21 protein-coding genes are annotated in these 23199 nt (G+C 64.8%); 9 read left to right on the top strand and 12 right to left on the bottom strand.

Going from position 1 to position 23199, the window contains the following annotated elements; all coding sequences use genetic code 11:
- Nucleotides 1–102: 102 nt before the first annotated feature.
- The gene (locus tag BH683_RS06770) at nucleotides 103–1329 is read left to right on the top strand and encodes an MFS transporter (protein ID WP_084835505.1); all 1227 of its coding nucleotides are present in this window, start codon (nucleotides 103–105) and stop codon (nucleotides 1327–1329) included.
- On the opposite strand, the gene BH683_RS06765 is transcribed toward BH683_RS06770, so the two are convergent.
- Nucleotides 1330–2532: an aminotransferase class I/II-fold pyridoxal phosphate-dependent enzyme gene (locus BH683_RS06765; RefSeq protein ID WP_084835504.1), complete on the bottom strand. Its 1203-nt coding sequence runs from the start codon at nucleotides 2530–2532 to the stop codon at nucleotides 1330–1332.
- Nucleotides 2533–2727: 195 nt separating this feature from the next.
- On the opposite strand from BH683_RS06765, the gene BH683_RS06760 reads away from it, so the two are divergent.
- On the top strand, nucleotides 2728–4962 hold the full coding sequence (locus tag BH683_RS06760) for a bifunctional SulP family inorganic anion transporter/carbonic anhydrase (RefSeq protein WP_246833230.1): 2235 nt from the start codon (nucleotides 2728–2730) through the stop codon (nucleotides 4960–4962).
- 50 nt (nucleotides 4963–5012) lie between these two features.
- On the opposite strand, the gene BH683_RS06755 is transcribed toward BH683_RS06760, so the two are convergent.
- The gene (locus BH683_RS06755; protein WP_084835575.1) at nucleotides 5013–5579 is read right to left on the bottom strand and encodes a TetR/AcrR family transcriptional regulator; all 567 of its coding nucleotides are present in this window, start codon (nucleotides 5577–5579) and stop codon (nucleotides 5013–5015) included.
- Nucleotides 5580–5679: 100 nt separating this feature from the next.
- Between BH683_RS06755 and BH683_RS06750 the strand changes: the two genes are divergently transcribed.
- Nucleotides 5680–7488: an ABC transporter ATP-binding protein gene (locus tag BH683_RS06750; RefSeq protein WP_246833224.1), complete on the top strand. Its 1809-nt coding sequence runs from the start codon at nucleotides 5680–5682 to the stop codon at nucleotides 7486–7488.
- Nucleotides 7485–8408, top strand: coding sequence for an NAD-dependent epimerase/dehydratase family protein (locus BH683_RS06745; protein ID WP_084835502.1), 924 nt, complete (start codon nucleotides 7485–7487; stop codon nucleotides 8406–8408). The genes BH683_RS06750 and BH683_RS06745 overlap by 4 nt, the downstream gene beginning before the upstream one ends.
- A gap of 34 nt (nucleotides 8409–8442) precedes the next feature.
- On the opposite strand, the gene BH683_RS06740 is transcribed toward BH683_RS06745, so the two are convergent.
- On the bottom strand, nucleotides 8443–9246 hold the full coding sequence (locus BH683_RS06740; RefSeq protein ID WP_084835574.1) for a LuxR C-terminal-related transcriptional regulator: 804 nt from the start codon (nucleotides 9244–9246) through the stop codon (nucleotides 8443–8445).
- A gap of 145 nt (nucleotides 9247–9391) precedes the next feature.
- Between BH683_RS06740 and BH683_RS06735 the strand changes: the two genes are divergently transcribed.
- A complete protein-coding gene (locus tag BH683_RS06735; RefSeq protein WP_084835501.1) occupies nucleotides 9392–11020 on the top strand; it encodes an AMP-binding protein in 1629 nt (542 codons plus the stop codon).
- Between the two features lie 125 nt (nucleotides 11021–11145).
- Here the strand turns inward: BH683_RS06735 and BH683_RS06730 are convergent, their stop codons facing one another.
- Both BH683_RS06730 and BH683_RS28600 read right to left on the bottom strand, forming a co-directional pair.
- A complete protein-coding gene (locus BH683_RS06730; RefSeq protein ID WP_094647302.1) occupies nucleotides 11146–11601 on the bottom strand; it encodes a DUF5994 family protein in 456 nt (151 codons plus the stop codon).
- Nucleotides 11602–11615: 14 nt separating this feature from the next.
- Nucleotides 11616–11786, bottom strand: a complete 171-nt coding sequence (locus BH683_RS28600; RefSeq protein ID WP_168186982.1) for a hypothetical protein — start codon at nucleotides 11784–11786, stop codon at nucleotides 11616–11618.
- A gap of 473 nt (nucleotides 11787–12259) precedes the next feature.
- On the opposite strand from BH683_RS28600, the gene BH683_RS06725 reads away from it, so the two are divergent.
- Complete coding sequence (locus BH683_RS06725) at nucleotides 12260–13129, top strand: universal stress protein (protein WP_084835499.1); 870 nt, start codon at nucleotides 12260–12262, stop codon at nucleotides 13127–13129.
- 50 nt (nucleotides 13130–13179) lie between these two features.
- Here BH683_RS06725 and BH683_RS06720 read toward each other — a convergent pair whose 3' ends face one another.
- Nucleotides 13180–14673, bottom strand: coding sequence for a DHA2 family efflux MFS transporter permease subunit (locus tag BH683_RS06720; protein WP_084835573.1), 1494 nt, complete (start codon nucleotides 14671–14673; stop codon nucleotides 13180–13182).
- 2 nt (nucleotides 14674–14675) lie between these two features.
- Nucleotides 14676–15212, bottom strand: a complete 537-nt coding sequence (locus tag BH683_RS06715; RefSeq protein WP_084835498.1) for an NAD(P)H-dependent oxidoreductase — start codon at nucleotides 15210–15212, stop codon at nucleotides 14676–14678.
- A gap of 52 nt (nucleotides 15213–15264) precedes the next feature.
- Here BH683_RS06715 and soxR point away from each other — a divergent pair, with 52 nt between their 5' ends.
- The gene (soxR, locus tag BH683_RS06710; protein WP_084835497.1) at nucleotides 15265–15741 is read left to right on the top strand and encodes a redox-sensitive transcriptional activator SoxR; all 477 of its coding nucleotides are present in this window, start codon (nucleotides 15265–15267) and stop codon (nucleotides 15739–15741) included.
- 83 nt (nucleotides 15742–15824) lie between these two features.
- Here soxR and BH683_RS06705 read toward each other — a convergent pair whose 3' ends face one another.
- Nucleotides 15825–16280: a VOC family protein gene (locus BH683_RS06705; protein WP_084835496.1), complete on the bottom strand. Its 456-nt coding sequence runs from the start codon at nucleotides 16278–16280 to the stop codon at nucleotides 15825–15827.
- Between the two features lie 238 nt (nucleotides 16281–16518).
- Here BH683_RS06705 and BH683_RS06700 point away from each other — a divergent pair, with 238 nt between their 5' ends.
- Nucleotides 16519–17457: a TauD/TfdA family dioxygenase gene (locus BH683_RS06700; protein WP_246833223.1), complete on the top strand. Its 939-nt coding sequence runs from the start codon at nucleotides 16519–16521 to the stop codon at nucleotides 17455–17457.
- A 30-nt stretch (nucleotides 17458–17487) separates the two neighbouring features.
- Here BH683_RS06700 and BH683_RS06695 read toward each other — a convergent pair whose 3' ends face one another.
- From BH683_RS06695 to BH683_RS06680, 4 genes are all read right to left on the bottom strand, one after another.
- The gene (locus BH683_RS06695; RefSeq protein ID WP_084835495.1) at nucleotides 17488–18528 is read right to left on the bottom strand and encodes a TIGR03842 family LLM class F420-dependent oxidoreductase; all 1041 of its coding nucleotides are present in this window, start codon (nucleotides 18526–18528) and stop codon (nucleotides 17488–17490) included.
- 41 nt (nucleotides 18529–18569) lie between these two features.
- On the bottom strand, nucleotides 18570–19991 hold the full coding sequence (gene hydA / locus BH683_RS06690) for a dihydropyrimidinase (RefSeq protein ID WP_084835494.1): 1422 nt from the start codon (nucleotides 19989–19991) through the stop codon (nucleotides 18570–18572).
- 30 nt (nucleotides 19992–20021) lie between these two features.
- The gene (locus tag BH683_RS06685) at nucleotides 20022–20897 is read right to left on the bottom strand and encodes a nitrilase-related carbon-nitrogen hydrolase (RefSeq protein ID WP_084835493.1); all 876 of its coding nucleotides are present in this window, start codon (nucleotides 20895–20897) and stop codon (nucleotides 20022–20024) included.
- Between the two features lie 131 nt (nucleotides 20898–21028).
- The gene (locus BH683_RS06680; protein ID WP_084835571.1) at nucleotides 21029–21604 is read right to left on the bottom strand and encodes a TetR family transcriptional regulator; all 576 of its coding nucleotides are present in this window, start codon (nucleotides 21602–21604) and stop codon (nucleotides 21029–21031) included.
- A 68-nt stretch (nucleotides 21605–21672) separates the two neighbouring features.
- Between BH683_RS06680 and BH683_RS06675 the strand changes: the two genes are divergently transcribed.
- Nucleotides 21673–23199: an MFS transporter gene (locus BH683_RS06675; RefSeq protein ID WP_246833222.1), complete on the top strand. Its 1527-nt coding sequence runs from the start codon at nucleotides 21673–21675 to the stop codon at nucleotides 23197–23199.

The following is a 23199-nucleotide window of genomic DNA, read 5'->3' as shown; positions in this document are numbered from 1 at the left end:
ACCGGCGAGCCGGAAATTCCATCTTCGAACGCGTTGGAACAACGGGGCGCCTGAGAGGCTTGTGAGGTGAGTACCCGAGTACATCGACGAACGAGGTAGGCCATGACCGACGATCGAACCCAGCTGACCGACGACACCGCGGTCGCGCGACCGGGTCGTCTGAGAGTGCTGGCCTTCCCGGCGGTCGTGTACTCGTTCGCGGTGGTGATGATGGGCACCACGTTGCCGACTCCGCTGTATCCGGAGTACGAGCGCGAGTTCGGTTTCGGCAGTCTCATGACCACCCTCATCTTCGCCACGTATGCCGTGGGCGTGATCGCAGCACTGGTCGGTGTCGGACAGTTCTCCGACACCATCGGCCGCCGCCCGATGCTCTATGCGGGCGTGGCCCTCTCGTTCGTGAGTGCTGTGCTCTTCCTGATCGGTGGCAGTGTCGAGATCCTGTTCGTGGGCCGACTGGTCTCAGGATTCTCGGCGGGAATCTTCACCAGCACCGCTACGGTTGCCGTCATCGAGGCGGCGCCTCGCGGCAGACGCGGGATGGCGACAGCGGTTGCCACTGCGGCCAACATCGGAGGTCTGGGTCTCGGACCGTTGGTTGCGGGGATGGTCACCGAGTTCGCGCCGTATCCGACCAGGACGATCTTCGTGGTCCACGCGGTGCTCCTGATCATCGCGGGTATCGGGTTGTCGCTGGTCCCCGAGACCGTCAAGGTCCTCAAGGGTGCCCGCCCGACGCTGCAGCGGGTGAGCGTCCCGCCCTCCGTCAGAGGGATATTCACGCAGGCTGCGGTTGGTGCGGTCGCGGGCTTCGCCGTCGCAGGTCTGTTCACTGCGGTGGCACCCAACTTCATGGCGAGCGTTCTGGACGTCTCGTCCCCGACGATCACGGGACTCGTGGTGTTCGTTCTCTTCGCGACCTCGGCGCTGACCCAGATACTGACCTCCAAGGCACCGCTTCGGGCCTCGCTGCTCTGGGGTTATGTCGGACTGGTCGCGGGGATGGCAGTGCTCATCGTGAGCCTGGAGACGGCGTCGCTCGCGGGACTCGTTGTGGGAGCCGTGATCGCGGGCGCCAGCCAGGGACTGCTGTTCAGCAAGGGCATCGCTGCCATCGCAGCGCGGGTGGAACCGCATCGCAAGGCCGACGCGACGTCCGCATACTTCGTCGTCGCCTACTTGGCGATCTCGGTGCCGATCATCGCGGTCGGGTTCGCTGCCGAGGCGTGGACGCTGACCACGGCCGGTGTCGCGTTCTCCGGTGTGATCGCAGCGCTGGCGGCAGGCGCCCTCGTGGCCCTGCTGACCCGATCGAGAGATGCGATCTGATCAGTTGACCGACTCGTCGAGCGCGCCGCGTAGATCGGCGATGATGTCGGACGGGTCCTCGAGTCCGATCGAGAACCGTAGGTGGCCCCACGTCCGGAAGGTTTCCGGGTAGGCGGTAACGCGGGGTCCGTCAGTGCCCACGTGCACGATCAGCGACTCGTCGTGTCCCAGGGAGACCGCAGAGGTGATCATGCGCAGATTCGCCACGAAGCGGTTCTGGGTGTCGGCGTCGCCGCGCACCGCGAAGGCCATCATCGCCCCGAAACCGCGGCCACCGAACTGCCGAACCGCGACGTCGTGCTGCGGATGTGACGGCAGACCCGGGTAGGCCACGTAGGCGACCCGCTCGTCGGCCTCGAGGAATTCGGCCACTTGCCGGGCCGATTCGAGGTGGCGGGCCAACCGCAGCGGCAGCGTGATCACGCCGCGACTGATCAGCCAGGCGTTGAACGGCGAGATCACCCCTCCCACATCGACCATCGCGTTCGATTTGATGGGCGCGATCAGCTCTCGCGAGCCGACCACGGCGCCACCCATCGCGTCGCCATGGCCGTTGTAGTACTTGGTCAACGAGTGGACCACCAGATCGGCGCCGTCGGCGATGGGGGTGTAGAGCGGCGGCGGGGTGAACGTGGAGTCCACCGACAGCAGAGCCCCGCCGGCGTGCGCGATGCCCGCGACCACGGAAATGTCGGTCACCTTGGTCGTCGGATTGGCGATGGCCTCGACGTGCACGATCTTGGTGGTCGGGCGCATCGCCGCCCGCACCGCATCCGGGTCTGCCGCATCGACGAAGGTGGCTTCTATGCCGTATTTCTGCGGGAGCAGTTCGGTGAACAACCGCCAGGTGGCCTCGTAGGTCACGTCGGCGACGACGATGTGGTCGCCGGTGTTCAGATACGTGAAGAAGACCGCGTGCAGCGCGGCCACCCCGGACGCGAGGACCACTGCGTCTTCCGCGTCCTCGAGGGCGGCGATCTTGTTTTGCAGCGCAATCTGATTGGCACCCGAGTTACGGGTGTAGAGCGGGATGTCGGTGCCCGACCACCTGACGTTCGACGGATCATCGGGGAGCGCGTACGAGTTCGCCATCACGATGGGTGTGCGAATTGCGCCGGACCCTTTGTCGACGCTGTTACCGGCATGAACAGCGCGACTGCCGAAGGCCAGCGTGGACGGGATCTCGTTATCTGGGCGGGACATCGCAACAGATTACCGAGGCTGTTGCCGATGTCGGAGGATGTCGCGATTGTCGGAGGAGCTGTGATGTCCTCCGGTTTCAGTGGGGTGAGCAAACCGGACTTACCCGGCAATCGTCGCATACGTCACAAATCGTGCAACGTAATGAAAATCTAAGGCGTTGTTAACGTGGCGTCCCTACGGTTGTAAATCATGCAGATGCTCAGTGAGAACTCATCAGCACGTGTTCGGGGGAAGTACTTCAAGGAAAATTTTCGGTATGACTTACCAGCTTCGCTGGTGGTTTTCCTTGTAGCGCTACCGCTTTCGCTCGGAATTGCCATTGCTTCAGGTGCGCCGGTGATGGCGGGACTCATCGCGGGCGTGGTCGGCGGCATCGTGGCCGGGATGATCGGCGGGTCCCCGTTGCAGGTCAGCGGACCGGCAGCGGGACTGACCGTCGTGGTCGCCGAGCTGGTCGCAAACTTCGGGTGGAAGGTCACCTGCGCGATCACGGTGGCAGCGGGTCTCCTGCAAATAGTGTTCGGACTGAGCCGGGTGGCACAGTCGGCGTTGGCCATCGCACCCGTCGTGGTGCACGCGATGCTCGCAGGTATAGGTATCACCATTGCCCTACAACAGATCCATGTCCTGCTCGGCGGGTCCTCACGTAGTGATGCCTGGGAGAATCTGACGGCCCTGCCCGGTCAGATCGTCGACTTCCGGACTGCCGACGTCCTGGTCGGTGGACTCGTGGTGATCATCATGCTCTCCTGGCCACTGCTACCGGCGAACGTACGCAAGGTGCCGGGCCCGTTGGTCGCCATCGTCGCCGCGACCCTGGTCGCCGTTCTCGCTCCGATCGACGCCGAGCGAATCGAACTCGGCGGCAACTTCTTCGATTCGATTGCGCTGCCGGAGCTTCCGACCGGCAACTGGGGCGCCGTCGTGCTCGGCGTGATCACGGTGGCCCTGATAGCGAGTGTCGAATCGCTGCTCTCGGCCGTCGCAGTGGACAAGATGCACACCGGCCCCCGCACGGATTTCAATCGGGAACTGCTGGGGCAGGGCAGCGCGAACATCACGTCGGGCATGCTCGGTGGATTGCCGGTCACCGGTGTGATCGTGCGCAGTTCGACGAACGTCGCGACCGGTGCCCGCACCCGCGCCTCGACCGTCATGCACGGCTTCTGGCTGCTCGTGTTCTCCGTGTTGCTGACCGGGCTGGTGCAGCAGATTCCGAAGGCTGCACTCGCAGGACTACTCGTGGTCATCGGTATCCAGCTGGTCAAACTCGCGCACATGCGATTGGCTCGGCGAACCGGTGATCTCTGGGTCTACCTGATCACGATGATGTCGGTGATCTTCCTCAACCTGCTCGAGGGCGTCGGGATCGGATTGGCCGTCGCGGTCCTGGTGCTGATCTGGCGCGTGGTCCGCGCCGAGATGACCGCAGAACAGTTCGGCACCAATGGATCTCGGCAGTGGCGCGTGAGCATCAGGGGGTCGCTGAGCTTCCTCGCGCTGCCGCGCCTGACGAAGACGCTGGCCTCGGTCCCAGCAGACGCGCACGTGAGCATCGAACTCGACACCGACTACCTCGACCATGCCGCGGCAGACACGATCGAAGACTGGAAGCGGGCGCACGAAGCGAATGGCGGAACCGTGGTCATCCAGCAGACCGGCGGAGCGACCATCGAAGACGCGCCCGTCGCGCCGCCGCAGCGTCGGACACCTTTCGGCCGGGGGCTGGGCCTGGTGCCATGGAAGTCCTGGCAGTCCGGCGCGGCGACCGACTCCCCTCGGGCGCTGCAGCCGATCAAGGACGGCGTCGACGAATACCACCGGCACGGCGCCGACGAACTGCTCGGGTACTTGACCGATCTCGCCGACGGACAGGACCCGGACACGCTGTTCATCACGTGCGCCGACTCCAGGGTGGTCCCCAACGTGATCACCTCCAGCGGTCCAGGTGACCTGTTCACCGTCCGCAACGTCGGCAACCTCGTTCCGGCCGGCCCTGCCACTGACACGTCGGTCGAGGCCGCCATCGAGTTCGCGATCGACGAGTTGGGTGTCAGTTCGGCGGTGGTGTGTGGACATTCGTCGTGCGGTGCGATGAAGGCGCTCATCGCGGGGGACGCGGCCGACGACAGTGGCCCGGTGGCCAGCTGGTTGCAGAACGCACAGCCGTCCCTGGCGGCCTTCCGCGCCGGCCACCCCGCCGGACTCAGCGCAGCCCAGGCAGGGTTCGATGAAGTCGATCAGCTCGGGATCGTGAATGTGGCACTGCAGCTGCAGACCCTGCAGCGCCATCCGGTGGTCGGCAGGGCCGTCGCCGACGGACGCATGCGGGTGGCCGGACTGTTCTTCGACATCACCACTGCTCGCATGGTGACCGTCACCACCAGCGGAGTCGAGGTGGGTCAGCCGGGCGGTGTGCTCCGTCCCTGATCACCGATCGCCCTGATCTCCTGGTTGTCCGGTGTCCGTTCGGTTGGTGACTACTGCTGGGCTGCAATGGCTTTACGCAGACTCAGCAGTGTCATCGACTGCACCTTCAATCGGCCGGCGGCGCCGGTGTTGACGTGGTCGACCGAGGCGTAGAGCAACGCCCACATCATGTTGATGATCCAGGCCGCGTCGAGTTCGCGGTCGATGGATCCGTCGCGACGCCCGCGCTCGACCGCGTCGACGACGGTGCTGTCCGAGAAACAGATGTCCTGATCATCGACTCCGGCGGCGAAGAACAGCACCGTCAGCATGTCACTGAGTTCGAAGTACTCCTGACACAGGCGAAGCACGGCGTCGAGACCATCTCCGGCGGCGAGATCAGCCCTTGCCCCCGCGTCGGCCATCGACTGTTCGCCATAGCGCCCGACGGCGGTGAGCAGGTCGCTGCGTTCTGGAAAGTAGCGGTGGAGCGTGGTACGCCCCACGCGGGCGCGATCGGCGATCTCGGACAACGGTGCCGCCGGCGATTTCGCGAGAACGGCGACCGCGGCATCGAGGATGGCCCGGCGGGTCCGCTCGCGGGCGCCGGTCTCGGCGGCGGGCTGCGTCGCAGTCATGGTCGAGAGTTTAGTGCACATACGCTCCGAATCGGAACATCGACATACGGGAAGGGAATTGCCCTTGTCCGTAATGGAACATATGTGTTCCACTACGAGGGTGGATACCTCCATCGAGTCGAGCGGCCCTGCACCCACAACCGATGCCGGTGGGCTGCGGAACGCGAAAGTACTGATCGGTTTCGCGCGGCCGCACAGACGCTCGATCCTGCTGGGCTTGGCCTTGGCGCTGAGCGGGTCGGTCACGGTTCTGGCGACGCCGATGGTCACCAAGTGGATCCTGGACTCACTGGGCACCGGCGCATCGATGCAGGGCCCGGTGTGGGTTCTGATCGCACTGCTGGTGGTCGGCGCGATTCTCGGCTGGGCCCAGTGGGTGGTACTCGGTACGACGGCAGAACACATCGTCTTCGACGCCCGCGGGTCCCTCGTCAAACGTCTGCTCGGCTCGACCGTGCCCTCAGTGCAGTCGCGTCCGGTGGGCGAACTGGTCACTCGCGTCACCTCCGACACCGTGCTGCTACGGGAAGCCGCATCCACTGCCGCGGTGGGGGTGGTGAACGCGACCTGCGTGACGATCGGGACCGTGGTCCTGATGGGTGTCCTCGACCTGATGCTGCTGGGCGTCACACTTGCCGCGATCATCATCGTGGGCGCGATCTTCACCGTGCTGATGCCACGAATCGCCAAGGCGGAAGCGCTGACCCAGGAGTCTTTGGGTCACCTCGGCGGTGTGCTCGAGGGGAGTCTGCGGTCGGTGCGCACGGTGAAGGCGGCCGGAGCCGAGGACCGGATCGGTGCCCTCATCGGCACGAGCGCGATGCAGGCGCGGTTGCATGCCATTGCAGGCGTGCGCATCTCGGCGGGCGCGTGGACGGTGGCGTGGACCGGGGTGCAGGGCGCAATCATCGCGATCCTGGCTCTCGGTGCCTGGCGGGTCGACTCGGGAACACTCGAGGTGTCGGCGCTCATCGCCTTCCTGCTCTACGCGTTCACCCTGATGGGACCGGTGGGGGAGTTGACCGCCAATGTCACCGCACTGCAGTCCGGTATCGCTGCGGCCATGCGCATCCGCGAACTCGAGACGCTGGAGGCCGAGTTTTCGGCGGTCAAAGCCGTTGACTCACACATGTTGTCGACCGTGACGGAGACCGCGTCGATCGAGTTCGACGACGTGACCGTCCGTTACGGTGGAGACTTCGACGCTGCTCTCGATCGGGTGACGCTGCAGGTTCCGGCCGTCGGGCACACGGCCATCGTCGGACCGTCCGGAGCGGGAAAGACGTCGCTGTTCTCTGCGGTTCTGCGGTTCGTCGAGCCCGAGGCAGGAGTCGTTCGCCTGAACGGTGTCCCGTACCCGGATCTCGGTGTCGACGAGGTCCGAGCCAGGATCTCTTATGTCGAGCAGGAGTCCCCACTGGTGCCCGGCACGGTGGGCGAGAACCTTCGGTTCATCCACCCGGACGCCACCGATACTGAACTCGCAGAGGTGCTCTCACTGCTGCAACTCGACGAGGTGGTCGCGGCGCAGGCGAAGGGTCTCGATACCCCGATTCGGGACACCGACCTGTCCGGTGGTCAGAGGCAGCGTATCGCCATGGCGCGAGCCATGATCCGTCCCTCGCCGATCCTGCTGCTCGACGAGGCGACGTCGCAGGTGGACACACTGACCGAGGCGGCGATCGTCGCATCGATCAGACATCGAGCCACGTCCGGCGCCGTCCTCACCATCGCCCACCGGCTCTCGACCGTCCGGCACGCCGACACCATCGTGGTGATGGAGTCCGGTCGGGTACGTGCAACGGGGGACCACGAGCAGCTGATGAAGAACGACGAACTGTATCGTCGGATGGTGCACGCCGGTGGATTCGACGTCCCAGCCGAGCAATTGGACGAGGTTGCGCGGTGAGAGTCGCGGTCCTCGGTGCCAACGGTGCGGTGGGGACGAGGATCGTGACCAAGCTCGACGAGCGCGGTCACGACGTCGTTCGGGTCGGTCGCAACCGCGCCGGAGCCGATCGGGTGGTCGACCTCGGTGCGGCCGACACGTCGGCTTACGCGGCGGCGGTAGCGGACGCCGACATGGTGGTCAATGCCTCGGGTCTCGAGAATCTGGCATTGGCTCAGCAGGCAGGAAACGCCAGATTCGTCGACATCAGTGCCTCGTCCGGTTATCTGGAGAAGATCGCCGCAGCACCCGCAGCAGGTGGTGTACTGGCGTTTGTCGGCCTGGCGCCGGGACTCAGCACGCTGATGGCTTCCGAGCTGGCTGCCGAAGCGGGCGATCACGTGGACGTGGGGCTGACCCTCGGTGAAGGTGACGAGCATGGCCGGGCCGCGGTCGAGTGGACTGTCGGCCTGCTCGGAGCGACCTTCGTCGACGGCTCCGGTCAGTCGATTCGCAATCTGACCAGGCCCAGAACCCTCGGGGGCCCGGTCGGCAGCCGCAAGCGTTTCGTGAGGGCAGACTTTCCGGACCATGTCGTTGCGGGCGATGACGGCAGGCTCGTGGAGAACTACTTGGCTCTCGGTTCCGGCGCCGCGACGCTGTCACTGCGAATGGCCAATCTCTTTCCTGCGGTGGGCGGTCCGTTACTGCGGCGGGTGCATCTGCCGGGCAGCGACGAGTGGTCGGTGCTGGCGCGCAATCGGACCACCGGTCGTTGGCTGCACACCTCGGGACACAACCAGTCCGAGGCAACGGCGACCATGACCGTGGCGGCCGTCGAAGCGGCCGAGAATCGGATCGATCCGGTGTTGTTCACCACCGACGTACTCGAGATACACGGGCTGGCCCACTGGGACATCCACATTCGCAGCGGGCGCTGACACCGAACGCACGTCTCGCTTGGTGTAGCCGGGCCTAGGGGAGCAGATTCCTGCGGCGGGCATTGGCGACTGCTTCGGCCCGGGAATGTGCTCCCAGTTTCCTCATGGCACTGCGGAGATAGCTCTTCACCGTCTCGGCGCCGAGGGAAAGCCTGCTGGACACTTCGACATTGGAGCAACCAACGGCGACCAGGGTGAGAACATCGATCTCCCTGCGAGACAGAGAGACCGAGTCCTCGGGGTCGATGTCTCCACCGATGACTCGAGCGAGTCGGTCCGATAGCGCCTGTGCCTGCCGGTTCATGACCGAGTCGAGTGAGCCCGCGAGTTCGCGAAGGCCCGCGTGGATGCTCCGAAGTTCTTCGAGCGTCGCGGGGTCAAACGCGTCGCGAGCACCGGTCCGAGCGATGGAGAGCATCTCGGTGCGGCGGTCCACCTCGTCTCTGATGGCGATCTCGGTGGCCAATCGCCGACATGCCGCGACCACCGCGTCGGCTGTCATCCCGCCCATCGGTACCTGGTCCCGACGCGCGGCGTAGAGCACGGCGCGGGGTGCGGAGTCGACAACGACAGGCACCGCGAGCACCGACCGCAGGCCTTCACCGAGGACCGGCCGGTCGTAGTGGTGGGTGATCGCATCGGCGCTGCGGTAATCCGAGACCGACGCGGGCCGGAGTCGGTCGATGACGCGTCCGCCCAGCCCGGACTGCGAACTGACGGCGAGTCCTCGCAGGCCGTTGGTCCGCGTTCCGGCGAATTCTGTCAGGAGCAGCGATCCGCCGTGTACCTCGCCACCGAACAGGACCGGAACCTCCAGCACCTTCGACAGGCGGCGCATCTCGTCGCGGAGCGCGTCGGTGTCGCGCGGTCGGAGCAACGAATCCCGGCCTGTCACGTTCTCACCCCTTTTCGGGGGTAGCGGTTGGTCAACTGTGACATGGATCCTACCTAGGAGACCGACCGCCGAGAGAACTGAGGACCGCATGCCCACCACCACCGACCGTGTCGGCGAGCTGCTCGCGCAGTACGACCGCCCGGATGCTTCGGCAGCCGACCTGCTCTGTGATCGTCATCCGGCCGATGCTGTGGCGTTCACCGTCATCGAGACCGACGCTGCCGGTGACCTGGTGTCGCTGGACTTGACCTATGGGCACCTGCGCGAGCAATCCACCCGATTCGCTGCCGCGCTCGCAGGACTCGGCGTCGAACCGGGGGACCGGGTGGCGACCCTGATGAGCAAGTCTGCGGACCTCGTCGTCGCCGCGCTGGGGATCTGGCGGCGCGGCGCGGTCTACGTCCCGTTGTTCACGGCGTTCGCGCCCGGAGCCATCGCGTTCCGCTTGCAGGCCGGCGGGGCGAAGCTCGTCATCTCGGACCTAGATCAGCTGCCCAAGCTGGCGGCCGGAGAGGACATGCCTGCCGATGCGCCGTGGCGAGTCATCGCGGCGGGCCGGTCTGCTGATCACGATCTCGAGCTCCCGACGCTGATCGACGCCCACGAGGCCGACGATCCCGCCGGTGTCGCGGCCACCGTCGGTGGAGATGGGCTGCTCGTCGAGCTGTTTACCAGCGGGACGACGGGAACCCCCAAGGGTGTGCCGGTGCCGGTAAGAGCTCTTGCATCGTTCCACGCCTACCAGGAGTTCGGCCTCGACGTCCGTCCCGATGACGTCTTCTGGAACGCCGCCGATCCCGGCTGGGCTTACGGCCTCTACTACGCGCTGCTCGGACCGATGGCCGCCGGTACCCGGTCGCTCTTTTTGCATGCGGGCTTCTCACCCGCCCTGACCTGGCGCGTGCTGGACGAGTTCGGCGTCACCAACTTTGCTGCGGCGCCGACGGTGTACCGCGCTCTGCGGGCGGGCGACGGACCGGTCCCGGAGATCAAGCTTCGCAGGGCGTCCTCTGCCGGCGAGCCCTTGACCCCGGACGTCGTCAGTTGGTCCGCGGACACCCTCGGTGTGGCGGTTCGCGACCACTACGGCCAGACCGAGCACGGAATGTTCATCGTCAACGCCTGGCACGACGAGTTGCGTACCGAGGTGCCGGCGGGATCCATGGGCCGCTCGCTCCCCGGCTGGTCCTCGGTTGTGCTGCAGGAGAACTCCGATGAACAAGCCGTCACCGGCGCCGTCGGACGAGTCGCCATCGACACCGCCTCCAGTCCGCTGCGGTGGTTCTTCGCCTACGTCGATGCACCCGAGAAGACAGCTGAACGGTATTCGGAGGACGGGCGCTGGTATCTGACGGGGGATTCGGGTGCGGTGGACGCGGACGGATTCTTCTACTTCTCGTCCCGTGACGACGACGTGATCATCATGGCCGGCTACCGCATCGGGCCGTTCGATGTGGAGAGTGTTCTCGTCATGCATGACGACGTGGTGGAGGCGGCCGTCGTCGGCAAGGCAGATGAGCTGCGTGGCGAGGTTCTGGAAGCTTATGTGGTGCTGCGTAATTCGGCAGTCGGTTCAGCTGAACTCGAAGCGGAACTGCAGCAACTCGTGAAGAAGAAGTTCGCCGCCCACGCTTATCCGCGGACGGTTCATTTCATCGATGCCTTGCCCAAGACACCGAGTGGCAAAGTACAGCGGTTCTTGCTCAGAAAACGGTGAGACCGAGTCGACGTTGTCCCCAGGCCAAAATTCGCGCCACCTGCCGACGTTCGCGCCCGTTGCACATGGCGCGTATGCGCGTAAGTGGCGCGAATTTGTGTCAGGCGGCGGCGGAGCGAACAGCGTCAGGAAGTCGATTTTACGGGAACGACCGTGCCATAAAGTTGTTTGGTCGCCTCCCGCACAATTCGACGCGCCGACACGCGGGCCTTGGCCGATGAGTTACCCGCGGAGGCAATTCCGGCCGTTTCTCCGAGAATCGCCACGGCGAGAGCCGACGAGGTGCGATAAGGGATCACGAGCAGAGTCGCGGTTCTCTTGAGGCCGGTCAAGGAGATGATGCGTTGCGCCACGGGCACCAGTGAGTTTCTGATGCCGTCGTAGTCGACGGCATCGAGATCGGGAAAGGAGTCCGAGCGCGTCCAGTTGACAGAGACGTCGCGGACGACACCCAGCAACGGATTGAGAGCGCTGACCAGCAGCGGTAACTCGTTGCCGACCCGTGCGGTTTCCGGCCACCAGGCTCCGTCGATGTTGGCGCCCCGTTCGGTTGCGAGGGTGAAGCGTATGGGCGCCGACATCGGTCTGCTCATCGTCAGACCCGGTCCGAAACCGATACCGACGGAGCTTCTTGCCGTTTCGCGGCCGGATCGGTCACCAGATCGGAGAACACAGGTTGCGGTATCCGGCCGGATTCGGCCGATTTCTGAGGGTCCTCGGAGTGACTTCGTTCGGGGTGGGAGAAAAGGTCTCGATCTTGCTGCATGTTGTCTTCTTCCTGCGGTGAACACCACGTGGCGTTCGAAGTATGTGCCGGGCGGTCAGGGAGTGGTGTCTCGCTCTGACGGCCGGGTGGGAAATATCTGCTGCCGGGCGCAGCCAACGTGCTGCCTCGGACCCGGAAAAGGGTCTGATCAGCGTCGCAGCGGTGAGGATCGGCCTTTCGTTGCCGCTCGCGTGGTTGCATCGTCCGTCCGAACCCGGACTTTCCGAAGCCCCGTCATATGGGTGTCGTGACGGAAAGTTGCCGGCCGGTGAATGTGGCCGACCTCTCAAGTGTACGGGTAAGCGGTTCAGGGCGGCGGTAACGGGCGAACATGCCGCGCCGATCGGTTGTCGCGACTCCTCTCGACAGGACAACGTTCACCCAGATGTGTCGCACCAGACCCGCCTGTCGCATTGACGTGTGCACGCAACAGGGAAAGCATTGAAGGTGGAATGTGACAAGGAGGTTCAAAGGTGAGCTCAACAATTGTGGTCGGGTTCGATGGTTCGGAATCTGCTCTCGAGGCACTGATCTGGGCAGCGAAAACCGCCGAACGGCAAGGTAAGTCGGTGTCCGTCCTCGGTGCGTACGAGACGCAGACCGCTGCCTATGCCCCCGCGCTGGTGATCCCCCAGGACGTCATCGACGTCATTCGCGCCGAGGCCGAATCGAACGTGCAGAAGGCGGCGGCCGCTGTCGCCGAGGTCGCGCCGGACGTGAAGGTGAAGGTCAAGGTGGAGGAAGGCCGGCCGGGTTCGTTGCTGATCGCGGAATCGGAAGATGCAGACCTGGTCGTGATCGGCAGCCGCGGGCTGGGCGGCGTGCGCGGCCTGTTTCTCGGCTCGGTCGGGGTTGATCTGGCCGCCCATGCCAAGAGCCCGGTCCTGGTCCATGCAGGGACCGGCGGCCCGGGCCCGGTCGTGGTGGGAGTCGACGGATCGCCGCTGAGCGAAGGCGCTCTGAAAGCTGCCTTTGCCTATGCGCAGGAGCTGGGCACGGGCGTGCGGGTGGTCCACACCTGGACCGATCTGTCGTCGGACGCGCTCTACGGATACGGACTCGAGCCACAGCAGCTTCAGCGGCTCGCGGACGAGGCCCAGGAAGTGGTGGCCGAGCGCGTTGCCGGGTTCGGTTCCGATTACCCGGACGTCGAGGTGGAGCGGATCATCGTGCCGGATGGCCCGGCCGCGCAATTGGTGGAACACGCCAAAGACGCGCAGTTGCTGGTTGTCGGCAGTCGTGGTCGCGGTGGGTTCAAGGGTTTGCTGCTCGGATCCACCAGCCAGGCCGTCCTGCACAAGGCGACCTGCCCGGTGCTGGTCGTCAAGACCCCTCACGAATGAACACCGGCTCGCCGCCTGTCGAAGTTCGGCAGGCGGCGAGTGGTATCGGTCTACCCGGCGGCGTCCGAGGCCATGGCCTGTGTCGACTTCTGCGGTGTGTCCGGTCCCGGGGCTGCACCTGACTTCGGTAGGAACAGCGAGACACCGAATCCGGCAACCAGCATTCCCAGCGTGAGGACGTAGGTGTCGGCGACCGCGCCGGCCAGTCCGGGCGCGGCGAGCAACCGCTCTACGGTGGGGAGTCCGAGTGCAGCGGCCATGCCTCCGTCATCGAGCATGGGTACCCGGCTGTTGAAGTAGGCAGTCAGCAGCGTGGCACTCGCCGCAGCGCCGATCGCTGCGGCGAACTGGTTGCCGGTGGTGAGGATGGTGGTCCCCGACGCGAGGTCGGGACCGGTGATACCGCGCAGGGCCGCGGTCATGATCGGCATGAACGTCGAACCGATCCCAACACCCATCAGGATCCCGATGCCCGCAATCGCGACATACGACGTATCGACAGCGAGCACCGACGTCATCAGCGACATGGCGACCACAGTGATGCCGATGCCGAACCAGACCACCCTTCGTGGGTCGATCCGGTCGACCAACCGTGTCGCGATCTGAACCACGACACCCGTGGTCAGGGCTTGACCGATCATGAGCAGACCTGCGGCGGTGGCACTGTCGCCCCGGACCGCTTGCACGTAGATCGGCAGGATCATCATCGAACCGAAGTAGGCCCCGCCGACCAGCAGCATGCTCGCCGCACCGACGGCCAACGAACGTCGCCGGAGCAGGCGTAGATCGAGCAGAGGTCGCGCCGACCTCGTGGTGCGCAGGACGAACAGCGCGAGCAGTCCGACGCCGAGACCGCTCGGCACCAGCACCTGCGGGGTCAGTGGGTCGCCGTGGTCGCCGGCCCGGGAAAGACCGAAGACGAGCAGCGCACCTCCCGGGGCGAGCAGGAGTAGCCCCGCCCAGTCGAGGGGTCTTCGCTCACTGCCGGTTGTCCGGGGAAACAGTTTGACCGCCAGCACGATCGCGACGATCCCGAGCGGCACATTGATGAGGAACAGGGACCGCCATCCGACACTGTCGACCAGTACACCGCCGAGGGTCGGACCGAGCACCGGGCCGATCATCAGAGGCAGACCGAGCCATCCCATCATCTTCCCGCGATGACGCTCATCGACGAGCTGCAGGGCGATGGTCATGCCGACGGGTTGCAAGAAGCCGCCGCCCAGGCCCTGGACCGCGCGAAATGCAATGAGGCTCTCCACATTCCAGGCGAGGCCGGCAAGAGTGGAGCCCACGACGAAGAGCGTCAGCGCGGTGATGTAGACCCGGCCTGCGCCGAACCGTGCGATGGCCCAGGCCGCCATCGGCATGACGGCGACCAGTGCGAGTGCATAGGCGGTGGTCACCCATTGCATGGTCGACAGATTGGTGTCGAAGGATTCGGTGAGCCGGGGGATCGCCACCACGGTGACCGTGACGTCGAGCATCACCATGAGGGTTCCGAGAGCGAGTATCGCTGCGACCTGCTTTGCCAACCGGTTCATCTTCACGCCACCCCACGCGCGCCGGCGGAACGTTCGGGCTTCAACAACTCTGCCCACCAGATCAATTCATCCATGGCCTGCCGTGCCGAGGCGGCAGCGGCATCGTCGAGGGTGAGGGTCCCGTCCTCGAGGTGGTCCCACGGCATGTGGATGGCCACACCGTTGCGGGTTCCCACCACGTAGAGCTCTGCGAACACTGTTCGTAGATGCTCGACCGCCCGTAAACCACCGGACATTCCACCGTAGGACACGAAGGTGACCGGCTTGTGCTTCCACTCGCTCCGGTGGGAGTCGATGAGAACCTTGAGTTCTCCGGGGTAGGAGTGGTTGTACTCCGGGGTGACGACCACGAATCCATCAGCGTGATCGAGGAGTCGGGTGGTGGTCGTGCCGGTGGGTTCGGCGAGGTCGACGACGTCGAACTCCGGGCGCTGTGGAGGTAGCTGGTCCAGGAACCAGCGCGCGACGCTGGGCCCGATCCTGCCGGCGCGCACACTCGCGATGATCAGAACGAACGTCAGATGAGTCGATGGTGTCATGGTTGCTGAGTATTCAAGTTCAAGTGAAGTTGAAGTCAAGTACTCTGTGCGGATGGCGTTGAAGAAGTTGGAGATGACAGTCGGAGAACTTGCGATCCGGGCCGGGGTCGCGCCGTCCGCAGTGCGGTATTACGAAGACCGTGGCCTGATCTTCAGTCGGCGCACCACCGGGAACCAGCGGCGATATCACCGGGCGATGCTCCGGCGTGTGGCCTTCATCAGGGCTTCTCAGGCCGCAGGAATCCCTTTGGCCACCATCGGGTCGGTACTCGAGGCGCTCGGCGAGCACGAGTCGCCTACCAAGTCGATGTGGCACAAGGCGTCGCAGCGGTGGGTCGACGACCTCGACGAGCGGATCGCGCTGTTGCAGCGGATGCGGGACCTCATGGATTCCTGCGTCGGTTGTGGCTGCCTCTCGATGAAGGCGTGCCATCTGCTGAACCCTGAAGACGCCTACGCTCAACAGGGGCTCGGCTCGAGTCGGCTGCTCACCGACACGTGTGAGCGCAAACTCGAGCAGGCGGACTAGCGCCCTCATACCCACCCGTTGCAGGCACACTCAGGTGTCGCAGGCATCTGGGTGTGCCTGAATCACCTGCTCTGCAGTAGGTCTCAGACTGCGGCGTCGGCACCGGCTTCGAGATCGGCGATGATCAGCTTGTCCATTTTCATCATGGCGTCGAGGGCACCCTTGGCCCGGGCGGGATCGGGATCCGAGATCAGCTTGTAGAGCCGTGTGGGGACGATCTGCCAGCTCAGTCCGAAGCGGTCCTTGAGCCAGCCGCACCGGGACTCTTCGCCGCCTGCGGTGAGAGTGTTCCAGTAGTAGTCGACCTCGTCCTGGGACGCGCAGGTGACGGTGAAGGAGACCGCCTCGGTGAACGAGAACTCCGGACCGGCGTTGATGCCGATGAACTTCTGGCCGGAGACCGTGAACTCCGCCGAGAACACGTTGCCGTCGTTGCGGGTCACGTTGTCGATCGATGAATCGGGAAACGTCTCCGTGTACAGCTTCATGGCGTCTTCGATGTTCTGGTTGAACCAGAGTGACGGGATGATCTCGGTCATGGCGGGCTCCTCAGCTCGGGGGTCGGGTCGGCGTTCCTGGGAGATAGACCGCACGGGAGTGGAGAACTCATCGCGGTGACCAAATCGTCGCATTTGTTGCGATGTGCGACTCGGTGTTGCGCATTACGCTGTTGGTACTGCGTCGACCTACGGATCGGAGGGCAATCTCATGATGAGTGCACAATCGAATCCAGGATGGAACCCAGGGGCGTCCTGGCCTACCGTCAAGCATGTCTCGGTGAGTGAACATCGCCAGGTCATCGGCATGATCGCGCAGAACGTCCACGCTGATTCGCTGGCCGATCCGCAGGCCTTCGCACGGCAGTCACGACTCGCCGCGGCGCTGCTGCCGGCGGCCGTTCGCGAACTGTTGCTCGATTTCCTGGTTGACGGCGACGGTGGTCTGTTGCTCAGCGGGCTCGAGGTCGGCGCCATCTCGGCGACGCCGGACTCGCCGGTCGACGCCCTCACCCGTCGCACCGAGATGGCCAAGCAGTCGGCCGTGTTGCTCTCGAGCATCGTCCACCTGGTCGGCTACCGGCCGGAATGTCGGGGAGAACTCGTACAAACCCTGGTGCCGATCCGCAGCCACCAACGTCGACAGACCTCCACCGGAAGCGCGGTGGACCTCGAAAGCCACACGGAGCAGTGCCACAACATGGTCTCCCGGCCGGACTTCATCGCGCTCGGGTGCCTGCGAGGTGACCCACACGCCGCGACATACCTGCTCTCGGCCCGCGAACTCCAACGGCAGTTGCCCGCGGAGACAGCCCGGTTGCTGCGCGATCCGGTCTTCTACACGCGCGTCGACGGTTCGTTCGTCGACGGTGGTGTGCCCGACGAGGTGCGCGGTCCCATCCCGGTACTCAGTGGGTCGTGGAACGATCCTGTCATCACGTACGACGAAGACCTCATGTCGACCGACAGCCCGCAGCACGCGGCCGCGCTGGCTGAGGTCAAGGGCGTGTGGGCGACGCATCGCAGCCAGGTCGTGCTCAGCCCTGGCGACCTCTTCATCATCGACAACAGCCGAGCCATCCACGGCCGCAGTTCTTTTGCTGCGAGATGGGATGGCACCGACCGCTGGCTGTGCAGGCTGCAGGGTCTGTGCAACCTTGCGGTCTCGCGCTTCGCGCGGCTGGAAGGTTCACCGATCATCGAGAGTGAGGGTTGCTGACCCGCCCACTCCAACGCGCCGATTCGGGGGTCAGTCAAGGTCCTCGATCGCCTGGACCGGTGGGTGCAACGCCGGGATGATGTTCTCTCCGTACGACTCCAGCGTGGCGCGCTTGTCGTTGTGTTGCAGGTACACCGCGAACTGATCGACCCCGATCTGCCGGAGCACTTCGAGTTTGGCGAGATGGTCGGCAGGGGTGCCGAGTATGCAGAACCGGTCGACGATCTCATCGGGCACATAGTCGGTGTGCGACGTGCCGACCTTGCCGTGGTCGTTGTAGTCGTATCCGGCCCTTCCCACGACATAGTCGGTGAGCGCGGCGGGGACCTCACCCTCGGTGCCGTAACGCTTCACCAGATCGGCGACGTGGTTACCCACCATCCCGCCGAACCATCGACACTGATCGCGGGCCAGCGCCATGGACTCGGGGCTGTCGTCCTTGGTCACGTATGCCGGTGCGGCAACGCAGAACTTGATCGCCATCGGATCGCGGCCGGCGGCTTCGGCTGCGGCCCGGACCCGGCCGATGGTCCAGGCCGCGATGTCGGGGTCGCCCAGTTGCAATATGTACCCATCGGCGACCTGGCCGGTCAACTCGAGGGCCTTGGGTCCGTACGCGGCCACCCAGAGTTCGAGTTCGGAGCCGTGGCTCCACGGGAAACGAAGCCGGCGACCGCCGTACTCCGCCGAACGTGAATTGGCCAGTTCCCGGATCACATGAATGGCCTCGCGCAACGTCGCGAGGGTCGCCGGCTTGCCGTTGAGGGTCCGCACGGCGGAGTCGCCCCGGCCGATACCACAGATGCTGCGGTTTCCGTACAGGTCGTTCAGGGTCGCGAAAGTGCTTGCGATGACGGTCCAGTCGCGATTGGCCGGATTGGTGACCATGGGCCCGACCGCCACCTTCCTGGTCGCTCCGAGGATGGCCGAGTGGATCACGAACGGTTCCTGCCAGAGCAGGTGTGAGTCGAAGGTCCACACGTGCGAGAACCCCAGGGCCTCGGCACGGACGGCGAGGTCGACGAGCCGGAGGGCCGGTGGATCACATTGCAGTACGACTCCGATATCCATTTCTCTCCCGGTGCAGGTCTGTGAATCGGGTGCGGCTTCGGTCAGATCAGGTTCTGGGACAGGCCGCGTTTGACGAAGCTGCCGTGTCCCTTGGTACCCAGGTAAGCACCCTGATCGATGATCACTGAGCCCTTCGACAGGACCGTGTCGACGTGTCCGTCGATCTCGTACCCCTCGTAGGCCGAGTAGTCCAAGTTCATGTGGTGCGTCTTCTCGAGTCCGATACTGGTGTGTCCGTTGGGATCGTAGATCACGATGTCGGCATCGGCGCCGGGGGAGATGATGCCTTTGCGGGGGTACATCCCGAACATCTTCGCCGGCGTCGTCGCGCAGACGTCGACCCAGCGCTCGAGCGAGATCCGGCCGTCTTTGACGCCCTGGAACATCAAATCCATGCGGTGTTCCACCGATCCGATCCCGTTCGGGATGTTGGCGAAGTTGCCGATGCCCATGTCTTTTTGGCCCTTCATGCAGAACGGGCAGTGGTCGGTGGCGACGGTCGCGACATCGCCGGTTCGGATGTATCGCCACAGCTCGTCCTGGTGTCCCTCCTCCCGGGAGCGCAGCGGTGTGGAACACACCCATTTCGCACCGTCGAAACCTGATGCGCCCAAATGCTCTTCGAGTGAGAGGTAGAGATATTGGGGACACGTCTCGCCGAAGACGTTCTGGCCCTCACCCCGGGCTTGCGCGATCTGGGCCAGGGCCTGCTTGGCCGACACGTGGACGATGTAGAGCGGGGCCCCTGTCAGCTGAGCGAGCATGATCGCCCGGTGCGTCGCCTCTTCCTCGAGCTGCCACGCCCGCGATGTGCCGTGAAAATAGGGTGCGGTGTCGCCCCGTGCGAGCGCCTGCTCGACCAGCACGTCGATGGCGATGCCGTTCTCGGCGTGCATCATCAGTAGTGCGCCGAGTTCGGCGGCCTCCTGCATGGCCCGCAGGATCTGGCCGTCGGTGGAGTAGAAGACGCCCGGGTAGGCCATGAAGAGCTTGAAGCTCGTGATCCCTTCGTTCACCAGCTCGGCCATGCCCTTGAGCGAGTCGGCATCGACACCGCCCATGATTTGATGGAAGCCATAGTCGATCGCGCAGTTACCCGCTGCCTTGTCATGCCAGGCCGCGACGGTGTCCTGTATCCGCATCCCGGGGTTCTGGACCGCGAAGTCGACGATGGTGGTGGTGCCTCCCCACGCTGCCGCCCGCGTACCGGTCTCGAAGGTGTCGGAGGCGAAGGTGCCGCCGAACGGCATCTCCATGTGGGTGTGACCGTCCACTCCGCCAGGTATCACGTACTTGCCGGTGGCGTCGATCGCGGTCTCGGCGGAGCTGGTCAGGTCGGCGGCCAGTGCCGTCGAACCCGGTTGCAGCACAGCCACGATGGTGCCATCGGAAACCAGCACATCGAGGAGTTGGCTACCGGTGGGCGACACCACGGTGCCACCGTGGATGAACGTAGTCGGCACAGCTTCTCCTCGATGTAGACGGTGTCCTGCTCAGGGTTCGGTGAGGCTGCCGTACGCGTCGGGGCGCCGATCTCGGTAGAACGCCCACCGGTCGCGGACCGTTCCGATCAGACTCAGGTCGAGGTCGCGGACAACGAGTTCCGGGGCCTGGTCCGAAGCGACATCGCCGACGAACCTTCCTTCCGGGTCGACGAAATAGCTTGTGCCGTAGAAGTCGTCGTCGCCGTACTCTGACTCGATGCCCACCCGGTTGATCGCCGCGATGAAATACTCGTTGGCAACGGCTGCCGCGGGTTGCTCGAGCTTCCACAGATAACTGGACAAGCCGCGGCTGGTGGCCGACGGGTTGAAGACGATCTGTGCGCCCGCCAAGCCCAGGGCCCGCCAGCCTTCGGGGAAGTGACGGTCATAACAGATGTACACACCCACCTTCCCGACGGCGGTGTCGAAGACGGGCCAGCCGAGGTTGCCTGGTCTGAAGTAGAACTTCTCCCAGAATCCGTTCACCTGCGGGATGTGATGCTTGCGGTACTTGCCGAGCAGGGCGCCGTCGGCATCGATCACCGTCGCGGTGTTGTAGAGGAATCCGTCTTGCTCACGCTCATAGATGGGAACCACCATCACCATCGCCAATTCCCGTGCGAGTTCGCAGAAAGTGTCGATGGTGGGGCCCGGGATCGACTCCGCGAACTCGTAGTACTTCGAATCCTGCACCTGGCAGAAGTAGGGTGCGTTGAACACTTCCTGGAAGCCGATGATCTGTGCGCCCGCAGCTGCAGCGTCGCGTGCGTAGGCGATGTGCGCGGCGACCATCGATTCGCGATCGCCGGTCCAGTTGGTCTGGACGATGGCAGCCCGCACCGAGGTGCCGCCGGGATCCGAACCGCCGGTGTCGTGTGCACTCATCCGTTGATGATGCTCGCGGCAACGTTTCCGTGCGATTGCTTCGGTGAAAAATGTAAGGGCCGGAAAACTATAGGGGCCGGAAAAATGTAAGGGCCGGAAAGCTGTAAGGGCCGGAAAACTATAAGGGCCGGCTATCCGCCGAGGATCTTGCCCACGGATTCTCTGACGATCTGGCGTCTGGTCTCGAGGACGTCGGGGTCGAGGTCGACGTTGCCGTCCGACCCGGGCGTGATCACCCAGCAGGAGACGATCCCGAAGATCATGGCCAGCACGTCCGCGGGTTCCCATGTCGCTTCGATGACCCGAGCGGACTGGGCGCGCCGGATCGCATCGAGGCGGGCCTCCCACTGTGGATTCGCGTCGGCCTGCTGCCTGACGCGAGCGGCCTGGCCCTGAAGCTGACCCCACAACATCAGTCTCTGAACGTGCGGTGAGCGGCGGAGGTCGTCGAAGACCGCGACGGCATAACCCGGCAGATCGTCCGCGTCGAAGGCTACGGAGTCGAGGAAGCGGCCGAAGTCCTCGTCGAGGATCGCGTGGAACAACGATTCCTTGTCGCCGTAGTACGCGTAGAGCCGCTCCTTGCTCGCCTTGGCGGTGGTCGCGATCCGATCGATGCGTGCGCCGGCCAGGCCGTGATCGGCGAACTCCGCGCGGGCCGCGTCGATGATTCGCTGCTTGGTCGCACTGACATCTTTGCCGCTCATGGTCACAGCGTAACCAAACGAACTAGTTCGTTTGACTTCAGGGTCGATGTGCCATACCTTTTTCCCTCGTGACTTCTTCTCCTTTTGACGCCCCGGTGAGCACGGAACCGGCGCAGCTCGACCCCGACCTGGACACTCCGAACCACCAGGACAACCCGAATCACCGGCGACGGTGGCTCGTCCTGACCATCGTTGCGCTTGCTCAGCTGATGGTGGTCCTGGACGCGACGATCGTCTCCATCGCCCTACCCGACGCCCAGGCCGAACTCGGAATCGGCGACGGCGATCGGGCGTGGGTGGTGACCTCGTACGCCCTCGCATTCGGCGCGTTGCTGCTGCTCGGCGGGCGGATTGCCGACTACTGGGGACGCAAGCGCTCGTTTCTCGTCGGAATGGTCGGATTCGCGGTGATGTCCGGTATCGGCGGCATCGCGCAGAACGGGATCGAATTGTTCATCGCGCGGGCCGGCCAGGGCGTGTTCGCGGCTCTGGTGGCCCCTGCCGCGCTGGCGATCCTCACGACCACGTTCACCCGAAGTGCCGAGCGTGCAAAGGCTTTTGCCGTCTATGGCGCGATCTCCGGTGGGGGCGCCGCGATCGGGCTGCTGCTCGGCGGTGCGTTGACCCAGTATGTCGACTGGCGCTGGTGCCTGCTGGTCAACATCCCCATCGCCGCCCTTGCGATCGCAGCTGCGGTCCCGGTCATCGTCGAGACGAAAGCCCACGGCGACACCAGCTATGACCTCCCGGGCGCCTTGCTCGTCGCCATCGGTCTGGGATCACTGGTCTACGGCTTCACCCGCGCAGAACACGGCTGGCTCGAACCCGATACGCTCGGCTTCATCATCGGTGGTCTGGCCGTCCTGACCGTGTTCGTGCTCGTCGAGCATCGATCTGCGAACCCCCTGCTGCCGCTGTCTGTTCCGTGGGATCGCAATCGCGGTGCCGCGCTGATCGGCATCACACTCGCCGGGGTCGCGATCATCGGCAGCACCCTGTATCTCGCGATCTACCTGCAGGCGATCCTGGAGTTCAGCCCGATGATGGCTGGTGTCGCATGTCTGCCGATCACCGTTTTCATCGTGCTCGCCTCGGGACTGGCGGCGCGGCTGACGGTCACCGTCGGCGCCCGGATCCCGCTGGCCATCGGTCCTGTGGTCGCGGCTGCCGGCCTGCTGCTGCTCGCCCAGATCGACGTCGACAGCTCCTACTGGACCGGCGTCTTCCCAGGCCTTGCCGTGTTCGGCTTCGGCATGGGCCTGCTGATGGTCCCGATGCAGAATGTGGCGCTGATCGGGGTGCCGAATCACGACGCCGGCGCAGCGAGTGCGTTGTCGAGTGCCACGCTGCAGGTCGGAGGCGCGCTGGGCACGGCACTGCTGACCACCGTCTATACCTCGGCGAAAGGCGATTCGCTCTCCACCAATCCGATCACCGAGGGCCCGACGGCGTTCATCGCCGCCGAGGTCGCCGGCTACACCACGGCCTTCGCCTGGGCAGCCGGGTTACTGATTCTTGCGACACCGGTGGTGCTGATCCTCGTCCGCGTGAAAAAAGATGAGCTGCAGTCGATGACGGCTGCCCACATGGGCTGA

It is taken from the genome of Williamsia sp. 1138 (assembly GCF_002095435.2).
Taxonomy (GTDB): domain Bacteria; phylum Actinomycetota; class Actinomycetes; order Mycobacteriales; family Mycobacteriaceae; genus Williamsia.
Note: the sequence above shows the minus strand (reverse complement) of the source record. Positions and strands in the feature narration are given on the sequence as shown.

Excerpts from the sequence above, each read along its gene's own strand:
- soxR (WP_084835497.1), top strand. The coding sequence starts at position 15,265 with ATGGCGTTGAAGAAGTTGGAGATGACAGTCGGAGAACTTGCGATCCGG.
- BH683_RS06755 (WP_084835575.1), bottom strand. The coding sequence starts at position 5,579 with ATGACTGCGACGCAGCCCGCCGCCGAGACCGGCGCCCGCGAGCGGACC.
- BH683_RS06740 (WP_084835574.1), bottom strand. The coding sequence starts at position 9,246 with ATGCGCCGCCTGTCGAAGGTGCTGGAGGTTCCGGTCCTGTTCGGTGGC.
- BH683_RS06765 (WP_084835504.1), bottom strand. The coding sequence starts at position 2,532 with ATGTCCCGCCCAGATAACGAGATCCCGTCCACGCTGGCCTTCGGCAGT.
- BH683_RS06760 (WP_246833230.1), top strand. The coding sequence starts at position 2,728 with ATGCTCAGTGAGAACTCATCAGCACGTGTTCGGGGGAAGTACTTCAAG.
- BH683_RS06685 (WP_084835493.1), bottom strand. The coding sequence starts at position 20,897 with ATGAGTGCACACGACACCGGCGGTTCGGATCCCGGCGGCACCTCGGTG.
- BH683_RS06680 (WP_084835571.1), bottom strand. The coding sequence starts at position 21,604 with ATGAGCGGCAAAGATGTCAGTGCGACCAAGCAGCGAATCATCGACGCG.
- BH683_RS28600 (WP_168186982.1), bottom strand. The coding sequence starts at position 11,786 with ATGCAGCAAGATCGAGACCTTTTCTCCCACCCCGAACGAAGTCACTCC.
- BH683_RS06715 (WP_084835498.1), bottom strand. The coding sequence starts at position 15,212 with ATGACACCATCGACTCATCTGACGTTCGTTCTGATCATCGCGAGTGTG.
- BH683_RS06735 (WP_084835501.1), top strand. The coding sequence starts at position 9,392 with ATGCCCACCACCACCGACCGTGTCGGCGAGCTGCTCGCGCAGTACGAC.
- BH683_RS06720 (WP_084835573.1), bottom strand. The coding sequence starts at position 14,673 with ATGAACCGGTTGGCAAAGCAGGTCGCAGCGATACTCGCTCTCGGAACC.
- BH683_RS06705 (WP_084835496.1), bottom strand. The coding sequence starts at position 16,280 with ATGACCGAGATCATCCCGTCACTCTGGTTCAACCAGAACATCGAAGAC.
- BH683_RS06730 (WP_094647302.1), bottom strand. The coding sequence starts at position 11,601 with ATGTCGGCGCCCATACGCTTCACCCTCGCAACCGAACGGGGCGCCAAC.
- BH683_RS06770 (WP_084835505.1), top strand. The coding sequence starts at position 103 with ATGACCGACGATCGAACCCAGCTGACCGACGACACCGCGGTCGCGCGA.
- BH683_RS06695 (WP_084835495.1), bottom strand. The coding sequence starts at position 18,528 with ATGGATATCGGAGTCGTACTGCAATGTGATCCACCGGCCCTCCGGCTC.